At 67.9% G+C, this 18,917-nt stretch carries 17 protein-coding genes and 1 pseudogene; 12 read left to right on the top strand and 6 right to left on the bottom strand.

Annotated features, from left to right (window positions below):
- Nucleotides 1–8: 8 nt before the first annotated feature.
- Nucleotides 9–2,381, top strand: coding sequence for an NdvB protein (locus tag Q0654_RS00155; protein WP_298849254.1), 2,373 nt, complete (start codon nucleotides 9–11; stop codon nucleotides 2,379–2,381).
- Nucleotides 2,378–2,881 carry a gluconokinase, GntK/IdnK-type gene (locus Q0654_RS00150; protein ID WP_298849252.1) on the top strand — a complete coding sequence of 168 codons (504 nt, stop codon included), beginning with the start codon at nucleotides 2,378–2,380 and terminating at the stop codon, nucleotides 2,879–2,881. The genes Q0654_RS00155 and Q0654_RS00150 overlap by 4 nt, the downstream gene beginning before the upstream one ends.
- A gap of 177 nt (nucleotides 2,882–3,058) precedes the next feature.
- Here Q0654_RS00150 and Q0654_RS00145 read toward each other — a convergent pair whose 3' ends face one another.
- Nucleotides 3,059–3,280, bottom strand: a complete 222-nt coding sequence (locus Q0654_RS00145) for a hypothetical protein (RefSeq protein WP_298849251.1) — start codon at nucleotides 3,278–3,280, stop codon at nucleotides 3,059–3,061.
- Between the two features lie 139 nt (nucleotides 3,281–3,419).
- Nucleotides 3,420–4,226: a tRNA threonylcarbamoyladenosine dehydratase gene (locus Q0654_RS00140; protein ID WP_298849249.1), complete on the bottom strand. Its 807-nt coding sequence runs from the start codon at nucleotides 4,224–4,226 to the stop codon at nucleotides 3,420–3,422.
- A 219-nt stretch (nucleotides 4,227–4,445) separates the two neighbouring features.
- Here Q0654_RS00140 and Q0654_RS00135 point away from each other — a divergent pair, with 219 nt between their 5' ends.
- The 9 genes from Q0654_RS00135 to Q0654_RS00095 all read left to right on the top strand — a co-directional run bounded on the left by Q0654_RS00135 (nucleotide 4,446) and on the right by Q0654_RS00095 (nucleotide 13,335).
- On the top strand, nucleotides 4,446–5,072 hold the full coding sequence (locus tag Q0654_RS00135) for a LuxR C-terminal-related transcriptional regulator (RefSeq protein ID WP_298849248.1): 627 nt from the start codon (nucleotides 4,446–4,448) through the stop codon (nucleotides 5,070–5,072).
- A 100-nt stretch (nucleotides 5,073–5,172) separates the two neighbouring features.
- The gene (locus tag Q0654_RS00130; RefSeq protein WP_298849247.1) at nucleotides 5,173–5,583 is read left to right on the top strand and encodes a hypothetical protein; all 411 of its coding nucleotides are present in this window, start codon (nucleotides 5,173–5,175) and stop codon (nucleotides 5,581–5,583) included.
- Between the two features lie 194 nt (nucleotides 5,584–5,777).
- On the top strand, nucleotides 5,778–6,212 hold the full coding sequence (locus tag Q0654_RS00125) for a glycine zipper 2TM domain-containing protein (protein ID WP_298849245.1): 435 nt from the start codon (nucleotides 5,778–5,780) through the stop codon (nucleotides 6,210–6,212).
- A gap of 241 nt (nucleotides 6,213–6,453) precedes the next feature.
- The gene (locus Q0654_RS00120) at nucleotides 6,454–7,158 is read left to right on the top strand and encodes an RDD family protein (RefSeq protein WP_298849243.1); all 705 of its coding nucleotides are present in this window, start codon (nucleotides 6,454–6,456) and stop codon (nucleotides 7,156–7,158) included.
- The gene (locus Q0654_RS00115; protein WP_298849241.1) at nucleotides 7,155–8,165 is read left to right on the top strand and encodes a stage II sporulation protein M; all 1,011 of its coding nucleotides are present in this window, start codon (nucleotides 7,155–7,157) and stop codon (nucleotides 8,163–8,165) included. Before Q0654_RS00120 ends, Q0654_RS00115 begins: the two co-directional genes overlap by 4 nt.
- On the top strand, nucleotides 8,155–9,822 hold the full coding sequence (locus tag Q0654_RS00110) for a DUF4129 domain-containing protein (RefSeq protein WP_298849239.1): 1,668 nt from the start codon (nucleotides 8,155–8,157) through the stop codon (nucleotides 9,820–9,822). The genes Q0654_RS00115 and Q0654_RS00110 overlap by 11 nt, the downstream gene beginning before the upstream one ends.
- Entirely contained in the window at nucleotides 9,819–11,021 is a 1,203-nt protein-coding gene (locus tag Q0654_RS00105) for a DUF4350 domain-containing protein (protein ID WP_298849237.1), read from the top strand. The genes Q0654_RS00110 and Q0654_RS00105 overlap by 4 nt, the downstream gene beginning before the upstream one ends.
- Nucleotides 11,018–12,037, top strand: a complete 1,020-nt coding sequence (locus Q0654_RS00100) for a MoxR family ATPase (protein ID WP_298849235.1) — start codon at nucleotides 11,018–11,020, stop codon at nucleotides 12,035–12,037. The genes Q0654_RS00105 and Q0654_RS00100 overlap by 4 nt, the downstream gene beginning before the upstream one ends.
- Nucleotides 12,034–13,335: a DUF58 domain-containing protein gene (locus tag Q0654_RS00095; RefSeq protein ID WP_298849234.1), complete on the top strand. Its 1,302-nt coding sequence runs from the start codon at nucleotides 12,034–12,036 to the stop codon at nucleotides 13,333–13,335. Before Q0654_RS00100 ends, Q0654_RS00095 begins: the two co-directional genes overlap by 4 nt.
- A gap of 316 nt (nucleotides 13,336–13,651) precedes the next feature.
- On the opposite strand, the gene Q0654_RS00090 is transcribed toward Q0654_RS00095, so the two are convergent.
- Both Q0654_RS00090 and Q0654_RS00085 read right to left on the bottom strand, forming a co-directional pair.
- Nucleotides 13,652–14,020, bottom strand: coding sequence for a VOC family protein (locus tag Q0654_RS00090; RefSeq protein ID WP_298849232.1), 369 nt, complete (start codon nucleotides 14,018–14,020; stop codon nucleotides 13,652–13,654).
- Between the two features lie 354 nt (nucleotides 14,021–14,374).
- Nucleotides 14,375–15,526: a hypothetical protein gene (locus Q0654_RS00085; RefSeq protein ID WP_298849230.1), complete on the bottom strand. Its 1,152-nt coding sequence runs from the start codon at nucleotides 15,524–15,526 to the stop codon at nucleotides 14,375–14,377.
- 124 nt (nucleotides 15,527–15,650) lie between these two features.
- Between Q0654_RS00085 and Q0654_RS00080 the strand changes: the two are divergent.
- A pseudogene (locus Q0654_RS00080) lies at nucleotides 15,651–15,956 on the top strand (transposase); the annotation flags it as partial.
- Nucleotides 15,957–16,626: 670 nt separating this feature from the next.
- Here the strand turns inward: Q0654_RS00080 and Q0654_RS00075 are convergent.
- The gene (locus Q0654_RS00075; protein ID WP_298849228.1) at nucleotides 16,627–16,824 is read right to left on the bottom strand and encodes a hypothetical protein; all 198 of its coding nucleotides are present in this window, start codon (nucleotides 16,822–16,824) and stop codon (nucleotides 16,627–16,629) included.
- 176 nt (nucleotides 16,825–17,000) lie between these two features.
- A complete protein-coding gene (locus tag Q0654_RS00070; protein WP_298849226.1) occupies nucleotides 17,001–17,663 on the bottom strand; it encodes a hypothetical protein in 663 nt (220 codons plus the stop codon).
- Nucleotides 17,664–18,917: the final 1,254 nt, after the last annotated feature.

The following is an 18,917-nucleotide window of genomic DNA, read 5'->3' as shown; positions in this document are numbered from 1 at the left end:
GCACGCCCATGTCCGCCCTCGACCTGATCCGCAGCACCGACGCATGTGTCGAGCTGCACTGCCCCAAGCGAATGCCGCGCGCCAGCAGCTTCCTGTGGAACCGCAGCCTGCTGCTGCAGCTGAACTGCCGCGGCTATGCCAGCGCCCTGCACATGCAGCCCGAGCCCGGCAAGTACGCGCGCGCGCCGGTGCTGGAGGCCACCACCTTCCTGCAGCCCGAGCAGCCGCTGTACGCGCACCATCCCGGCCGCTTCGTCTACGTCGTCGATGAAGACAGCGGCGCGCTGTTCTCGCTGCCGCACGAGCCGGTGCGCGCGGCGGCTGATCGCTTCGTGTTCCGCGCCCGCCCCGATGGCGTCGACTGGGACATCGAGCACGGCGGTCTGGACTGCCAGTGGTCGGTCGGGCTGCCGCCTGACGATGCGCTGGAGCTGTGGACGCTGCGGATCGACAACCGCGGTGCTCAGCCCAGACGCCTGCGCGTCTGTCTCTACTTTCCGCTCGGCTACATGAGCTGGATGAACCAGTCGGCGCGCTACTCGCCCGAGCTGGGCGGCATCGTCGCGCGCTGCATCAGCGGCTACCAGAAGCGCGAGGACTGGCCGCGGATCGCGCGCCTGAAAGACCATACCGTGCTCTTGCACGACAGCCCGCCGGACAGCTGGGAATGCCGGCAAGCCGCGTTCGAGGGCGAAGGCGGCCTGCACGCGCCGGAGGCCCTGCTTTCCCACCGGCTCGCGGGCGGCGAAGCGCACTATGAGGTGCCCGCGGCCTGCCTGCAGTACCGCATCGCGCTGGCGGCCGGCGCCACGCAGACCCTGCGCTTCGCCTTCGGCCCGGCGCACGACGAGGCCGAAATCCGCGCCCTGCGTCAGCGCTACCTCGCAGGCCATGGTTTCGAGCGCGCGCTCGCCGAACGCGCCGCGGCGCTGGCGCCGGCCCGCGAGGCCTTGCGGCTGGCGACGCCAGACGCAGCGCTCGATGGCTTCGTGCAGCCCTGGCTGTGCCGGCAGGCGCTCTACCTCGGCGAGGCCAACCGTTTCTGCACCGACCCGCAGACCCGAAACTATCTGCAGGACGCAATGGGCCTGAGCCTGCTGCAGCCGGATTTCGCCCGCAGCCACTTCCTGCGCGTGCTGGAACAGCAGGAGGAGGACTTCGGCCTGCCCGACGGCGTGCTCCTGCACCCCGAGGCCGAGCTCAAGTACATCAACCAGATTCCGCACACCGACCACGCGCTCTGGCTGCCGATCTGTCTCGCTGTGTGGCTGCAGGAATCAGGGGACTACACCTTCCTGCGGAGCGTCGTGCGCGACCGCCATGGCCGCGAGCTGGACGTTGCCCATCGCGTCGAGCAGGCCCTGCGCTGGCTGCTGCAGCGGCGCGACGGTCGCGGCTTGAGCCTGATCGGCCACGGCGACTGGTGCGACCCGATGAACATGGCGGGTCATCTCGGGCGCGGCGTGTCCGGCTGGCTTTCCATTGCGCTGGTGCATGCGCTGCGGGTGTGGGCGCAGGTCTGCGATGAGGCCGCGGATCTGCTCGATGCCAACCCTGCGGCGCACCTGCGCACCGAGGCTGACAGGCTGGCCGAGGCCGTGCAGACCTGGCTGTGGGACGGCGACTGGTTCGCCCGCGGCATCACCGACCACGGCCGCCGCTTCGGCGTGCAGGCCGATGAAGAGGGTCGGATCTTCCTGAATCCGCAGGCCTGGGCCCTGCTCGCCGGCCTGGCCACGACCGACCAGCAGCGACGCCTGCTGCATGCGGTCGACACCCATCTGCAGACGCCTTCGGGGCTGACACTGTGTGATCCGCCCTTCACCCGCCTGCACGAGGACATCGGGCGCGTCACCCAGAAATTCCCGGGCTCGGCCGAGAACGGCTCGGTCTACAGCCACGCCGTCGCCTTCCACATCAACGGGCTGTACGCCGTGGGCGAAGGCGAGCGCGCATATGCACTGCTGCGCCAGCTGCTGCCCTGCGCGGATTCGGAAGCAGCGCTGGCGCGCGGCCAGCTGCCGAGCTTCATTCCCAACTACTACCGCGGCGCGCATCGGCTGTATCCGGAGACCGCCGGCCGCAGCAGCCAGCTGCCGAACTCCGGCGCCGTCGCCTGGCTGCTGCGCGCCCTGCTGCAAGGATTGTTCGGCCTGCATGGCGAGCGCGAGGGCCTGCGTTTTGACCCGCAGCTGCCACGCGCCTGGCAGCAGGCGCGGATCACCCGACGCATCCGCGGCAGCGTGCTCGACATCGAGTACCTGCGGCATGCGGGCCCGCTGCAGCTCTGCGTCGGTGGGGTGCTGCAGCCCGAGCCTCGCCTGCGCGGACTGCTGCCGGGTCAGCGCTATCGCATCGAGGTGCGGGTGCCGAGTCCATGAGCACGAGCGCACCCCGTCTGGTCGTCTGCATGGGCGTCAGCGGCTGCGGCAAGAGCACGCTGGCGCAGGCCCTGTCGAAGCGACTCGGCTGGCCGATGCTGGAAGCGGACGACTTCCACAACGAAGCGAACCGGGCGCAGATGGCGGCCGGGCAGCCCCTGACCGACGCCATGCGCGAACCCTGGCTGGCCTCGATCTGCAGCGCCCTGCGCGCGCGCGGCAGCGACTGCGTGCTGGCCTGTAGCGCGCTGCGCCGCGCGCATCGCGCGCGGCTGCGCGCATTGGGCTGGCAGACACGCTTCCTTCTGCTGGAGATCAACCCCGACGGCGCGCGCCAACGCCTGCAGCAGCGCAGCGGCCACTTCATGCCGGCCAGCCTGGTCGACAGCCAGTTCGAGACCCTGGAATGGCCGCTGGGTGAAACCGACGTCAGCCGTCTGGATGCACGTATGGCACCGCGCGAGCTGCTGCTGCAGGCCTTGATCGACATCAGCGCCTGAGCGAGGCCGACGGTGAACCGTGCAAACCCGGCAATCGATCCTGTTCCGAGAACTCCGCACCGCATGATGGCGGAGCGATACCAGCGCAGGGCGAGGCTGGACCCGTGATCCAGCCTCGCCGCTGCCCCGATTCGCAGCGCCTCATGCCTCAGCGCGCCGCGGTGGCATGGAACCCGATCAGAAGATGTAGCCGACGCCAGAGCTGTCGCGAATCATGTACTGGCGGATGACTTCAAAGTTCTCGCCGTACTCCGTGCACTGCATCCAGCCCGGGCTGAAAGGCATGCAGATCGTCGTGGTGTCACCCGTGCCGATGTAGGCGTGGGCAGTGGTCGGGGCGGCCGAGGCGAAGGCAACGAGGCCGACCAGAGCAGCGGTGAGCAGGGAATTGCGAATCATGGGTACTCTCCATTGAACTCAAGGGACACACCGGAACCGCAGCGACCTCGGTAGCACGCGCTCCGGCGCGGACACGGCTCGGCGACATCGTCGACGCGCCGGCCTGCCTTGCTCATTCGCAAATCCGCAGCCGTTTTGATCAAGCGCGCGTCGTGCCGGTGGACCTTTGCAGCAGCTTCTCCAGCAGCTTGCCCACCGCCGCGAACGCAAAGCTCGCGGTGACATGGGTGGCCGCACCCAGCCCACCGCCGCCGCAGTCGAGCCCCAGGCTGTCGCCACCCTCGGGGCGCAGTCCGCAGACGCTGCCGTCGGCCTGTGGGTAGCGCACGTTCTCGCGCGAGAACACCGCCGATACCCCGAAGTAGCGGTCTCGGTTCTTGGGAAAATTGAACTCGGCGCGCAGCTTCTTGCGCACCAGCGCAAGCAGCGCGTCGTGCTCGGTGCGCGAGAGATCGCGCACTTCGATCAGGGTCGGATCGGCACGCCCGCCCGCCGAGCCGCTGACCACGATCGGAATCTTGCGGCGCCGGCAGAAGGCGATCATCTCCACTTTCACCCGGAACGCGTCGCAGGCGTCGAGCACCGCGTCGTAGCCCTGCAGCAGCAGCGGATCCAGCGTCGACGGCGTCAGGAAGCGGGCAACGGGTTCCACTTGGATGTCCGGATTGATCCGCTGCAGACGCTCGGCCAGCACCTCGACCTTCAGCCTGCCGAACTCGCCGTCGAGCGCATGCAGCTGGCGGTTGACGTTGCTGAGGCAGATGTCGTCGGCATCGATCAGGGTGAGCCGGCCCACCCCGCTGCGCGCCAGCGCCTCGGCCGCCCACGAGCCCACTCCGCCGACGCCGACGATGCAGACGTGCGCACGCGCCAGTCGCTCCACGCTGCCCGCGCCGTACAGGCGATCGATGCCGGAGAAGCGGCTGCGTTCGGCGCTGGTGTTCATGTGCAGGGGCTGGGGGTTCCGGTGCCCGATTCAGGGCGGCGCGGGAGTGTAGTGCGAGGGCGCTGCCGGTGACAGCCGCATGGACCGTCCGGACGGCGCCGGGTAGGGAAATTCGCGGGTGCTTCGCGCTATGTTGCGGAACACGACGGCGATTGCCCTTCGGTCGCTGACGGGGGCGTGACCCGGAATGCTCAAGGCGCTGCGGGAGACCCGGAAGTTATGCGAAGGCGTGGACGTCCCCTCCATCCAGACCTGCTCACTCCGGCCGAATGGCGCGTGGTCGACGGCGTGCGCCATGGTCTCAGCAATCCAGCCATCGCCCGCCGCCTCGGCGTGGGTATCGACGCGGTGAAGTTCCATGTCAGCAACGCGCTGCAGAAGCTTGCACTGCGCGACCGCCATCAGCTCCGGCTGTGGCGCGGCGTGCGGCGCGGGGGGGCGCAGGCCACAACTTCGATGGGATCTTTCGACATGACCAAGTCAGGCTTTGGCGCCCTGGCACAGATTGCCCGCGGCGTGACCGACATTCGCGCCGCCGAGCTCTGGTATCGCGATGTGCTCGGTCTGTCGCACCTGTTCACCTTCGGCACCCTGGCCTTCTTCGACTGTGGCGGCGTGCGGCTGATGCTCAGCCAGACGCCCAGCAGCGGCGAATCCTTGCTCTACTTTCGCGTCGAGCGGCTGCACGCGCACTACGACGCGCTGCTTGCGCGAGGCGCCACGCCGCTGAGCGCGCCGCATTGTGTGCACCGGCATGCAGATGGCCGCGAAGAGTGGCTGGCCTTCATCGAGGACAACGAAGGCCGCCCCTTGGGCCTTGCGGAGACGTTGACCCCAGCGGCCTGACCCACGGGACCAGGCCGGCCCCACAGGCCGCTTGACCTCCTCACCGGCAGACTGCGCCGCCTCCGCTATCCTGCGCGCCCTCGAGAACGACGCCTGCCCCATGAAGATCCTGCTGTCGCTCATTGTCGGCCTGCTCGCCGGCGCAATGCTCACCGCCACCTTCCTCAACCTTGGCAACATCAGGAAGGGCGCGCGCCCGCACGCCGCGGCGATGGTGACGCTCAAGTACCAGCTGGGCGAGGCGAGACGCGTGGTCGAAGGCGGTTGCGGCGAGTCGGAAGGGACGCGCCAGCTGCTGGTGATGCGCGGCATGGCCGACGACGTCGAACCCCTGTTCGCCGCGCAGGGCTTCGAGCCCGAGCTATTCGGGCGGCACGCCCAGCAGATGCGCGACCGCCTTGACGCCGCGCTCGCCCTGCCCGCCGAAGCGAGCTGCGGAGAACGCAAGAACGCGCTGACCGCCGTGCACAACAGCTGCGACAGCTGTCATCGCGACTTCGGTCGCGGCTAGTTGCCCGGCTTCCACTCTGCCTTGGCTCCGGGTACATCGAGCGACGCGAGGCATCTTCACATGCACTGGACAGGCCCACACGCGCGCTGAACCGCGGGCTGACTGGCTCCGCCCGCGTTCAGACTGGTAGAGGCACCTTCGAACCCACGACCCCAGTGAAGGGTCGACCCATTCCCGGATGTGCGAGGTCTGCCATGAATATTCGTCTGCTGTTCTCCACCGCGCTGATCCTGCTGCTGGCAGCCTGCGCCAGCCCCTCCTACCGCGGCTACGGCCCGAACGACGGCTATGCCCGCTGCTACGACTGCGGCCGCGTCGAGCGCATCGATCGTGTCTACGGCGAGCGCCAGTCCAGCGGCGGCGGCGCCGTGCTCGGCGGCATCGTCGGCGGCGTGCTTGGCAACCAGGTCGGCGGTGGCTCCGGCCGCACCGCGGCCACGGTCGCTGGCGCCATCGCTGGCGGCGTGGTCGGCAACGAACTGGAGAAGGACCGCGCTTCGGCCGCCCGCTACGAGCTGTACGTGCTGATGGATGACGGCCGCCGCATCATCGTCAATCAGCCCGATCTGGACGGCATCCGCGAGGGCAGCTACGTGCGCGTGAGCAATCGCCGGGCGCGCCTGCTGTAGTCCGCAACCCGCGCGCGCCCGCTTCGGCGCCACGCCCTGCCCGGCCCCGCCGGCTGCAGTGACCCTGAGGGTCCTGCGCGGCGGGGCTTGCTTTTGCGGGCTTGCTGGCTACAGTGCCCGCACGCCGTGTGCTCACGTTCCGGGCCTGGCGGCATGACTTCTTGCGGGGAAACTTTGGGGTGTCGATGAACTGCTTGCCGGCCGTACGGGGCCGCCTGACCGATCGCCGGTGGCCGCCTGCATGAGCGCAGCCACCCTGCTCGATACCCGCGTCGAAGTCGAAACCCCCGAAGGCATCCGCCTCTACCTGCTGCCCGCCGGCATGGCGCCACGCGCGGTCGCCTGGCTGCTCGACCTCTTCATCCGCATCGTCGTGCTTTGGGTACTTGCGATCGGGCTCGCCTTCATCGGTAAGGCCGGACAGGGCGTCTACATGGTCGGCATGTTCGCCCTGCTGTGGCTCTATCCCGTGCTGTTCGAGCTGTTCTGGCACGGCCAGACGCCGGGCAAGAAGGCAATGGGCCTGCGCGTGGTCCACGCCGACGGCACGCCGGTGGGCTGGGTCGCCTCCGCTACCCGCAACCTGCTGCGCACCTTCGACATGCTGCCCTTCGCCTACGCCGTTGGCGTGGTCAGCACCCTGCTGGACAGCCGCAGCCGGCGCCTGGGCGACCTCGCCGCCGGCACCCTGGTGGTGCACGTGCCGCCGCCCCCGCGCCTGCTGGCGCCGCTCGGCGTGCTGCCGGTCGACCCACCGCCCCTGCAGCGCAGCGAGCGCGAGTCGCTGCTGGAATTCGCCGAGCGCCACGGCCAGCTCAGCCAGGAACGCCAGATCGAGCTGGCCGGCGTGCTGCAGGCGGCCACCGGCGCCAGTGGCGAGGCCGGGCTCATGCGCACGCTCGGCATGGCGGCCAGCCTGACCGGCCAGAGCGGGGCCCGCGCATGAAGCAGGCCCAGTTCGAGGCGCGTCACGCCGAGGAATGGCAGCGCCTTGGCGCCTGGCTGGACGGCCCGACGCGACGCGCCAAGGGCACGCCGCCGCCGCTGACGCCGGAGCTGCCACCGCTGCCGGACATCGACTTCCCGGTCGCCTATCGACGCCTGTGCCAGCAGCTTGCGCTGGCCGAGCGCCGCGGCTATGGACAGGCCCTGATCGAGCGCCTGCGCAGCCTTGCCGAACGTGGCCACCTGCAGCTGTACCGGCCGCCGCGCGCGCGCTTCAGCCGCATCATCGATTTCTTCGCCCGCGAGTTCCCACAGCGCGTGCGCGCCGAGCGTGGGGTCATGCTGGCCGCGGCGGCGCTGTACTTCCTGCCCTTCCTCATTTGCCTCGTGCTGCTGCAGTACCGGCCGGAGCTGTCGCAGCTGATCATGGGCCCGCAACAGGTCGCCGAGATGGAGGCGATGTACGACCCCGCCGCCAAGCACAACCGGCTGGGCCGCGACAGCGGGTCCGACCTCTACATGTTCGGTTTCTACGTCCTCAACAACGTCAGCATCGGCTTCCGCACCTTCGCGATGGGACTGGTGGCGGGCATTGGTGCCGCTTTCGCGCTCGTGTTCAACGGCGTGTTCCACGGCAGTGCCGCCGGCCACCTCACCGCCGTCGGTTTCGGCGATCCGTTCTGGCGCTTCGTCGCCGGCCATTCCGCGCCCGAACTGCTGGGCATCGTGCTGTCCGGCGGCGCCGGCCTGAAGCTCGGCCTGTCCTTGCTGATGCCGGGCCAGCGCACCCGCATGCGCGCCTTCAAGGAAACCGGCATTGCCGGCGCGAGGATCATCCTCGGCGTGTTCGCCATGCTGGTGCTGGCGGCCTTCATCGAAGCCTTCTGGTCCTCGATCGGCTCGATTCCGGCCTGGATCAAGTACAGCGTCGGCATCGGCCTGTGGCTGCTGTTCCTGGCCTGGCTGCTGCTCGGCGGGCGCGGCCGCGGGAGCCTGCATGCGGATTGATGACCTGTCGGTGGTGCTGCGCCCGCGCTCCGGCTGGGAAGCCGTGGAGCTCGGCTTCGCCCTGACCCGCCGGCATGCGCGGGTGATCTGGCTGAGCTGGCTGGCGACCACCCTGCCGGTGTTCGCGGTGCTGAACGCGGTCGGCTGGTGGCTCGACCTGCTGTGGCTGCCGGCCCTGCTGCTGTGGTGGCTGAAGCCCGCCTTCGAGCGCGCGCCGCTCTACGTGATCTCACGCGGCGTGTTCGGCAGCCAGCCCAGCGTGCGCGAAACCCTGCGCGGCCAGTTCCGCTTCGCGCGCTCGATCTGGCCCTGGCTGCTATGGCTGCGGTTGTCACCCTCGCGCGCGCTGCTGATGCCGGTGGACATGCTGGAGGGCGTGGAAGGGCCGCTGCGCCGCGCGCGCCGGCAGGCGCTGGCGCGCAACGCCTCGGGCACGGCCGCGCTGATCCTGCTGGTGTGCGTGCACGTGGAGGCCATCCTCGGGCTGGGCCTGATCGGCCTGGTGGTGACGCTGACGCCCATCGAGTTCATGCAGCCGGCCGCCCAGGCCGTGTGGGAGAACCTGTTCGAGGCACCGCCGCCGTGGGCGCAGCTGCTGATGAATCTGATCTACTGGGCCGGCGTCAGCCTGATGGCGCCGTTCTATGTCGGCGCCGGCTTCGCCCTGTACCTGAACCGCCGCACCCAGATCGAAGCCTGGGACATCGAGCTCGGCTTCCGCCGTCTGGCCGCGCGTCTGGCCGCCGGCGCGCGGCTGGGCGCCCTGCTGCTGGTGCCCCTGCTGGCGCTGGCCCTGGCCCAGCCGCGGCCGGCGCTGGCGCAGGGCACGACCGACAGCGAAGCCGAGGAGGCCGAGTCCGCCGAACCGGCATTGCAGCCCAGCCTGCGCACCCGGCCCGCGGCCGAGGCGCGCACCGATCACGCGGGCCCGGGCGGCAGCCCGCAGATGAAATCAGGCAATGGCGATCGCTTCGCCGAGGTCTTCGCGCACCAGCACCAAGACGGCACCGATGCCTTCGTGGTGCAGGCCGCGGAAGTCTATGAGCGGGCCGAGCTGAACCCGATCAGCACCGAGACCGTGTGGGTGCCGCGCGATCGCGAAACCGAGCGCAAGCGCCGGGACGCGCCGAATCTCCGCCTCGACTGGCTGGAGGGCTTCGGCCGCGTCATCGCGCTGCTGATCGAGAACGTGTTCTGGCTGCTCGCCGCCGCCCTGCTGGTGCTGCTGGTGTCGACCCACCGACGCTGGCTGCCGGTGTTCGGCTTCGACCTCGCGCCACGGCGCGCGCCGCGCAGCAGGCACGAGGCGGTCGAGGCCGCGGCCGAACCCCTGCCGGCGGACATCGCGGCCGCCGCCGAAGCGCTGTGGCGCGAGGGCCAGCCGCGCGCAGCGCTCGCCCTGCTGTATGCCGGCGGCGTCGAGCGCGTGGTCGAGCGCACCGGTGAAGCCCTGCCGCCGGGCAGCACCGAGGCCGACTGCCTGCGCCGCGCGCGGCGGCTGGGTGCGCAGGGCTTTGGCGCACTGTTCCCGCGCATCGTCAGGCTGTGGCAGGCCGCCGCCTATGCCGATCGGCTGCCGGCGGAAGCAGACTTCCGCACCTTGGTGGAGGGCTGGCGCGAAATGACCGCGGCCGAACCCAAGGCAGCGCAGGCATGAACCGCAGTCATCTGATCTCCGCCGTGCTGGCGCTGCTGCTGGTCGGCCTCGGCGTGTGGTGGTGGAACACCTTCGAGCGCAAGGAGGTGACGCGCCGCCTGCCGCTCTCCGGCGAGGCGCGCATCAATCCCCTGTACGGGCTGCAGACGCTGCTGCGCGAGCGCGATCTGGAGGTTCAGACCCAGGCGCAGTTCCGACCCGAGGCGCTGCCCGCGCAGCCGGGCCTGGTGGTGCTCAGCGCCGATCTGCGCGGCCTCTCATGGCCGGCCACGCAAGCACTGCTGGACTGGGTCGAAGCCGGCGGCCAGCTGCTGGTGGCGATGCCGGCACCGGACGGCGGCAGTGCGCCGCTGCTCGAACATTTCGACTTCTGGACGCAGACCAGCCCGACCTGTATCCACTGGAAGTACACCGCCCCGCCGGCCGCACAGAAGGCAGCCAAGCGCGCGCTCGGCAGTGCGCCGCAGCTACCGACGCTGGAAGAACTGCTGGATCCGCTGCGCCAGATGCAGAGCGGCGACCGCTGGTGCGCCAGCCATCGCCTGCAGTTCGGCGACGACCTCGGGGAACAGGACTTCGACTGGCTGTACGGCAATGCGACCGACGGCTGGCTATTCGCGCGCCTGCGCCACGGCGGCGGCCAGATCACCTTCAGCAGCCAGCTCGATTTCCTCGGCACCCGCGCACTGCGCTCGCCGGCGCATACGGCGCTGGCCTGGCAGCTGCTCGCGCCGGCGCTCGAGGCCGAGCCCGCGGTGCTGCTGGTCTACGCCGCCGACCTGCCGCCCCTGCACGTGCTGATCGTCCGTCACGGCTGGCCGATCCTGCTGCCCCTGCTGCTCGCCCTGCTGGCCTGGATGTGGATGCGCGGCCAGCGCTTCGGGCCGCTGCAGCCGGAGGTAGCGACGCCGCGCCGCGCCCTGCGCGAACACCTGCGCGCCGCCGCCGAACTGGCCCTGCGCCGACGCCAGGGCAGCGCCCTGCTGAAGCCCATGCGGCAACGCGTGCTGCAACGGCTGGCGCTGGCCCAGCCCGAGATCGCCGCCCTGCCCGCGCGCGAGCTGGCGCAGGCGCTGGCTGCCCAGCATTCACTGTCGCCCGCCGCCGTCGACCAGGCCCTGTTCGGCGTCGGCATCGAACGTCCGGCGGCGCTTGCCGACGCCGTGCGCACCCTTCATCGACTGAGCCTTCGCCCATGAGCACTGAACTCAACCCGCCCGCTCCCGCCGCCGTGGCCGCCACCCCCGTGCCCACGCTGTCCATCGAGCAGGCCGCGCAGACCGTGACCGCCATCCGCGAGCAGATCGGCGGCGCCTTCTACGGCCAGGAGCAGGTGCTGGATGAACTGCTGGTGGCGCTGATGGCCGGCGGCCACGTGCTGCTGGAGGGCGTGCCGGGCCTCGGCAAGACCCTGCTGGTGCGCTCGCTGTCGGCCGCGGTCTCGTGCAGCTTCGCGCGCATCCAGTTCACCCCCGACCTGATGCCCAGCGACGTCAGCGGCCACGCCTTCTACGACCCCAAGACCGAGGGCTTCCGCATCCGCCGCGGGCCGGTGTTCACCAATCTTCTGCTGGCCGATGAGATCAACCGCGCGCCGGCCAAGACCCAGGCCGCCCTGCTCGAAGTGATGCAGGAAGGCCAGGTCACCATCGAATCGCGCAGCTTCCCGCTGGCGCCACCCTTCATGACCATCGCCACCCAGAACCCGGTCGAACAGGAAGGAACCTACCCGCTGCCCGAAGCCCAGCTCGACCGCTTCCTGCTGAAGATCCTCATGAACTACCCGGCGCACGAGGACGAAGTGCGCATGGTCGAGGCGGTCAGCACCGGCCGCGTCGCCCACGACTTCGACCTCTCGCGCGTGCGCCCGGTGGCGAAGCCCGAAACCCTGCTCGGTCTGCAGCACGCGGCAGCACAGGTGCGCGTCGACCCGGTCGTGCTCGACTACGCCGTGCGCATCTGTCGCGCCACCCGCGAATGGTCGGGCCTGTCGATGGGCGCTGGCCCGCGCGGCAGCCTGGCGCTGGTGCGCGCTTCGCGCGCGCAGGCATTGCTGGCCCAGCGCGATTTCGTTACTCCCGATGACCTGCGCAGCATCGCCAAACCGGCCCTGCGCCATCGCCTGAGCCTGTCGCCCGAGCTGCAGATCGAAGGTCGCCGCATCGACGACGTGCTCGACGCCCTGCTGCTCAAGGTGGAGGCGCCGCGCCAGTGAGGCCGACGCGCGCGCTGATCCTCGCGCTCGCCCTGCTGGCCCTGCCCGGCGCTGCGTTCGCCTTCGATGTGAGCGGCCCCGGGCCGCTGCTGGCGGCGGGCGTGGCTCTGCTGGCCCTGGCCATCATCGACTTCGCGCGCCTGCACCTGCTGCCGGTGCCTGAGCTGGAGCGCCGGGTGCCGCGCATCGTCGCGGTCGGCCATCCGCTCAAGGTCGAGCTGGCGCTGATCGGCGGCCTGCCCGGCCAGAGCCTGGAGGTGTTCGACCTGCATCCACCGCAGTGGCCGGTCGAGGACCTGCCGCAGCGCCTGCGCCTGCCGGCCGAGGGCCGCAGCGTGATCGAGTACCTGCTGCACCCGGACCAGCGCGGCCACGCACGCTTCACCGGCTGCGCCCTGCGACTGCACTCGCCCTGGCGACTGTGGACGCGCCTGCGCACGCTCGACCAGACCTCCGACGTGCGCATCTATCCCGACTTCGCGCGGGTCAGCCACCTCGCCCTGGTCGGCACCGACCGCGCCAGCCGGGTGATCGGTGCGCACCAGCATCGCCGCCGCGGCGAAGGCACCGAGTTCCACCAGCTGCGCGAGTACCGCACCGGCGACAGCCTGCGGCAGATCGACTGGAAGGCTACCCGCCGCGCGCAGAAGCTGATCTCGCGCGACTACCAGGACGAGCGCAACCAGCAGGTCGTGCTGCTGGTCGACACCGGCCGGCGCATGCTCGCCCACGACGGCAGCCTGAGCCATTTCGACCACGCCTTGAACGCCAGCCTGCTGGTCGCCTTCATCGCCCTGCGCCAGGGCGACTCGGTCGGCCTGATGGCCAGCGGCGGCGATGCGCGCTGGATGCCGCCGGCGCGCGGCCTCGGCGCGATCGACCGCATGCTCGACACCGTCTTCGACCTGCAGCCCCAGCCCGTCGCCACCGACTACATCGAAGCCGCGATGCAGCTCGGCGTTCGCCAGCAGCGCCGCGCGCTGATCCTGGTCGTCACCAATGCCCGCGACGAGGACATCGAAGACCTGCTGGCCGGCGTGCGTCAGCTTCAGCGCCGGCACCTCGTCTGCGTCGCCAGTCTGCGCGAAGCGATGCTCGACGAACTGATTGAGCAATCCCCCGAGCGGGTCGACACCGCGCTGGAAGCCAGCGCCGCGGCCCTGTACCTGGAGCAGCGCCAGCGCGTGCACGCCGCCCTGCGCGCGCAGGGCGCGACCGTGCTCGACGTCACCGCCAGCCAGCTGCCGGGCGCACTGGTCGATCACTACCTGTCGATGAAGCGGGCCGGACGGCTGTAGCCGCCCGACCGAGGTCGCGCAGGCTTGGATGACCCGCACCCGCCTGCAGCGATGTGGATCCTGAGCAGAGCGTGGTGCGCCACAGGCGCACCCTACTTGTCGTTAAGCGCGCCGCGCCAAGCCGCGGGCGCGAGCCGTGTCCAGCAGATCGAACAGTTCGAGCGGACTCGAACTCGCTGACTCGGGTCAAGTCCTCGTCTGAACGCAGGGTGCGCCTGTGGCGCACCAAGGCGCCGAATCAAGGGGGGGGCGCGTGTCACGCACCATCCACTGCGCGAAGCGCGACGCGATCGCCGCATCAGCGGCGAAGGCGCAGCTACAGCACCTGGCCCACCCGAATCAGCGATCCGTTCTCGTCCACCAGCGCGAATTCGCGCATGCCCCAGGGCTTGTCCTCCACGGCGGTGAGCCGCGGAATCCCTGCGGCAGGAAGGCCGGCCTTCGCGAACTCTGCGTGCAGCGCATCGACAGCCTTCACCCGCAGATAGCAGCCGAACGCCGACTCCGCCGGCACAAGTCGGCTGTGCAGGAAGAAGTGGATTTCGAGACTGCCGCGATCGGCGATCGCATAGTCACCGGCGGGCGACACGACCTCGGTCTCGAAGCCCAGCTCGCGATAGAAGGCCAGCGTCCGCTCCATCATGCGGGCCGGCAGCTGCGGAATGGCGATGTCCTGATCGTGCATGTGGAGTTTCCTTGGGCGGTTGGCGAGGGAGTCGCCTTCGATGCACGCGACGATACCTTCAAGCCAGCACCCGGAGTGCGCTGCGGCTGACCACCCAACGCCCAAGCGAATGCGCAGGAGCAGCGCACATTCGGCAGCAGCTTCGATGGGGGCATTGCGTCATTCGCGATCGTAGGGCGGATAAGCGCAGCGCATCCGCCAGCACGTCCTGATGAAGCCGTGCACTGACCGTAGCCCACACCCGCGCAGCCCCACCGTACGTCGCCCGCCTTCGACCCAGTTCGCATCTGCGGGATCGCGCACCTCACGCGCCCAAACTCGCCCAGCCAATCCCAAGTGCCGCGGCCGCCGGTCTCAAGGCACCACCGCCTCGAACCCATCGCCGAACACACGATTCAAGGTCTGCCGCTCGATCGCCCCCACATCGATCGCACCAAAGCGATTGCGCAAACCCCCGGCCACATCGAAGCCGTTGAACTGCGCATACGCGCCCGGAATCGGCAGCACGCCGCGGTTCACCAGCGGCGAGTCCTCGCGCGGCGTGAAATCGCCTGCCGCAATGTCCATGAAGCGCGGATCGCCCGTCAGCGGGCGCTCGATGGTGCGGGGCAGGTTGCCGATGTCGACGGGCATCAGGCTGTCGCGCACGAGCACACGCTCGCTGCCCTGCGGTGACACCACCTGGGTGGTGAGGTCAGCGATCGAGTTGTCGTGGAACACGCTGTTCGCGACGACCGAATCCAGACCGGCGCCGGTGAAGATCGACAGACCGCAGCCGCGCGGGCCACCGGTGTTGCCCAGGCAGCGCCCCCGGGTGAACGTGCTGTTGGCCACCACGATGGCGTGGCCATAGGCCGCAGGGCTGCTGCTGACACCGAGCGCCGCATGCCCGAACGCCGAGTCCGGCGCGCTGTTGCTGTCGAACTGGCTGTTGACCAGACGCAGCATGCCGTTGGCCACGCTCGCATCCAGCCCGCCACCGAAGTAGCCGCTGTTGCCGCGGAACACCAGGTTCTCCAGCCACAGCTCGTTGACCGCGCTGGCCGGCAGCATGTACGCGTTCAGCCCACCGCCGCGCTGGAACCCCGTGCCCACACCATTGGCAAAGGTCAGGTTCTCGACATACATGCGGGTGGACGCCGTCGTGCCCGCCGGCGGCTGGTGCGCGAGGATCATGATCTGCCGCTGACCCTGTCCATCCAGCACCGTCGCCCCGGCATTCAGCGAGCGCGCTCCGCAGGGCAGCCCGCCGCCCTCCATGTAGCCGCCGCCGATCACCAGCCACCCGGGCTGCGCGTTGTTGTAGACCAGCGTCGAATCGATGGCATAGGTGCCGGCGCGAATGCGGATCTCGTCGTCCCCCGCCGCCTGCGCCGCGATCAGCGCACTGCGCAGCTCGGCCACGGTACCGACGCAGAAGGTCGCCGCGGAGGCAGGGCGCGCCAGCGCAGCAAGACTCAACAGACCGACGGCGGCAAAACAGAGGAACGACTTCGAGCAAGGCATGGCGGCGACCGTGGGTGGCGTTGTGCTGGGTTACGGCGCGGCGCGTGCGGATGTGTCATCTGCAAAGCCTCATCGCTGCACTACTCACGCCACGGGCTTGATCTTCGATGTTTGGCGATCTGCGACCCCGCGCGAACACTCCAGCGGCACCACGCGACGACTCGGACGCATGACCAAACGCGGTGACAGCGACCTGCGCACCCTGCTAATCCACGGCGCCCGATCGGCACTGCTGGCCGCAAAGCTCGCCCAGAAGCAGGGAAAACCGCTCGATCGAACCCAGGAATGGGCCGTGGCACTGGCCGAGCGCGCCGGCCACAACAAAGCCGCGGTCGCGCTCGCCAACAAGATCGTCCGGCGCCTCTGGGCTGCGGATCGCCACGGCCAGGCATTTGACCCCAACCACCTCAGCACGCATCGCCCGCACTGAACCCACACCCCAGACACAAGAACCCACCACTTCACGCGCTGCACCGATTCAACCTGATGCCTGTGCGACGGTACCCGAAGCAGATACGCCGATAGTGCTGACACCGCGAATGCGGCTTGAACGAATGGCCCTGCTTCGCGGATTCCATCATGGCTCGGACGAAAACCGTCCAACAAAGCCGAATACACGAATGCAGCCGCTTGCTCAGGCGCAAGAAGAGCGGTTCTGCAGGAACCTAAGAACAGCCGACTCGTCAGCGGTTGACGGGGGAGTCCATACATGATTAGTTAGGCCCCGGTATGACCGTGACCGACTCAACCGTGATGCTGCCATCGAACCCTTCCGCAACGCACGCTGCAATTGCATCTGAGAATTCTTCGGTCAGTGCTGTCCCATTACCGTCAAAGTCGTTGTCCGCCTGGAGCCGAAGGACAAGACCGTCCCATGTGCATTTGGCATTCTCTTGCCATGGCCGATGCGTGAACTCCTCAGTGATATCGGTCGCCGCCGCGGGGCCGGCATGCTCGGGGACTCCGCTGCAGGTGAGTACGACTCGATACATGAGGCCTAACGCCGTGCTAACCGGCCGCGGGCCGATAGTGGTTGGTTTGAACGTAGCGTCTCCCCGCAGGTCCGGTTGAGCACATAGTTGGGCGGCAGACCCTCACTACTACTTCTTCTGTTTCTTGCCGTGCGTCTCCAGATGCGATGCAAAGGCAGCAAGGGAAATACCGTACCAGTCCTTGCCGTTCTTTGGCGACCACAGAATGCCACTCGGCTTAACCCGGACGTGCCCAACAACTTTGCCGTTGGCGTCGACGATCTCGTGATCTTCATACTTTCGCGGTCGAAAGGAATTGACAGCCATTCTACTCTCCTGCGGGGTTACAGAACTGGTGGACTAAACGAAAGAGGCACCTTTGCGGGTGCCTTTGGGGTCTTGCGAATCTGCCGCCCAACGCCGCGTTGAGCGGCCGCGGGCCGGCAGCGCATCAGGAAACATCGAATCACCTCCCCGCGGTCCGCTTGAACGCATAGTTATGCTTACCCATCGACAAGATCTGCGACAATTGAGCGGGTTAGCTCAATCGCCGCCGCGACATCATCCAGCTCAAACTCGTCCCATTGCGCGTGCGTTGCCTTCGTGCGAACGTCAGCTGCCGCCCTGGCTCGCTTGGCCTTAACGGCACTCAGCAGGTTTCGACGAGCCAGCTCGGATATAACTTCGTCGAGCTTTACGCCTTTGTCTGGACCAATGTGCTTTCGGTGAGCACGCCGAATCGAGTCCTCGAAAACGACACCCGCGATGGCGCCAGCTTCGTTCTTGCGCTTTTGGTCGAGATACTCCGCCGCATGATCGATGAAGTCATCAAACACCTCGGCGCGAGCCCTGTCTTGGATCGACGCGATCAGACCGCTCGCTGCGTCAGCCTGTAACGAGACCAGGATTAGTCGAGCTTCGCCAACATAGTTGTGGACAGTGTATCCGCGACTCTTTGAGCAGATTCGGTCGATCTGCTGCCGGTAAGGCTGAGCAGCATCCTTAATCAGGGCATACACAGCATTCTGAGCCGCAACAAGCCACGCAGAGCATTCCTGACGGTGATCTTCGTCGTCCACCTGACCATGCTCGTTTCCTATCGCAAGCGACTCACCATTGGTGATGAGTTCAGCAAGCCTTGCAGCGATCGCTTCCTCAATGGACACGACACCTCCTACAGGTAAGCATAACGCCGTGATAAGCCGCTGCCGGCCGACAGCAGTCGGAATGATTGTAGCCCGTCCCCGGCAGTCGGTTTGGACACATAGTTAGCCCTGCCAACTGATGCGCGAGGCGGGACTAAGCGTAGGCCACAACGATTTGCCGAGCTCAGAAGAGCGAGAAATACCCTCAAGGAAGCAAGTTGAGACGGCATTCTCTGAGTCTTCACCCGCAGCCACAGAATCGTTAACGAGTGAGGCGAGGTGCTTGAGCTGGCGAGTGTCTAGCTCGAGCCTTGCCACATAGGGGAGAAACGACATCCACACAGAGTGCTGCGAGAAGGTGGCCGTCGCTCTACCTTCGTTGTCGGCAAGCCACTCCGCCTGGAAAAAAGGGAAGGCTCCCACGATGCGCAGCAACAGCTGTCGGGATTTGGCGGACTCCATAGCGGGACTAACGCCGCGTTAAGCGGCCGCGGCGCGACCACGTTTCAGGAAACATCGAAACCTCTCCCCGTGGTCCGCTTGAACGCATAGTTGGGCGTTATCGCGACCCACTACAAGAACACTGTTGCATCAATGGCGCGGGCCGGCGAGCCAGCAGCCAAGAACTTGTAGCCAAATAAGCGAGACGAGACTACAACTGGAACCTGCCACTGCACAGGGATAGGCTCCCATGCGATTGCGTGTGCGTGCAACTGACTGGTATTCACTAAGCTGCAGCGCATTAGGCCCCGATCAATTAGCCGCGCACGAAAATCGAGCGCTTGGACAAGCGCGAGGAACAGGCCCTTCAAGGCGTGCAGCGTAGTCAGCAGAGTTGCCTGGGAAGCATTCTGGAAGCGCGAATGCTTGACAGCGTTGTAGGCGTTCCACCAACTAGGCTGTCCACTGGCATTGCGCCAGACATACCAGGGGAACGATGACTCTCCCCTCGGCAGGTACCAGACTGGTTTCGCATAAAGAGTGTCTGGCCTAAAGACAGCCCGAAGATCGCCAATGTTGAGATACGGTGCAGTTTGGGAGTACCGCCTGGCCCTAATCGCGGCAATGTTGGTGATCCCATTGTATCGCGCGTTGTCCATTGCGGATTTGAGGACGGTTTCGAGAAGACTGCAGCCATCAAGTAGGATCGACGCGAGGACCGGCGAGTGAACACGATTGTGCTCTGGCGCAATCGGCACCACGCGCACGAACTCCTCGAACCCTTAGTCTCAACTTCCAAGTGCAACACCCCACTTCAAGTAGGGTGCAGGCATG

It is taken from the genome of uncultured Aquimonas sp. (genome assembly GCF_937888285.1).
In the GTDB taxonomy this organism is placed as follows: domain Bacteria; phylum Pseudomonadota; class Gammaproteobacteria; order Xanthomonadales; family Xanthomonadaceae; genus Aquimonas.
The sequence above is the reverse complement of the archived record's forward strand: the minus strand, read 5'-3'. Positions and strand labels throughout refer to the sequence as shown.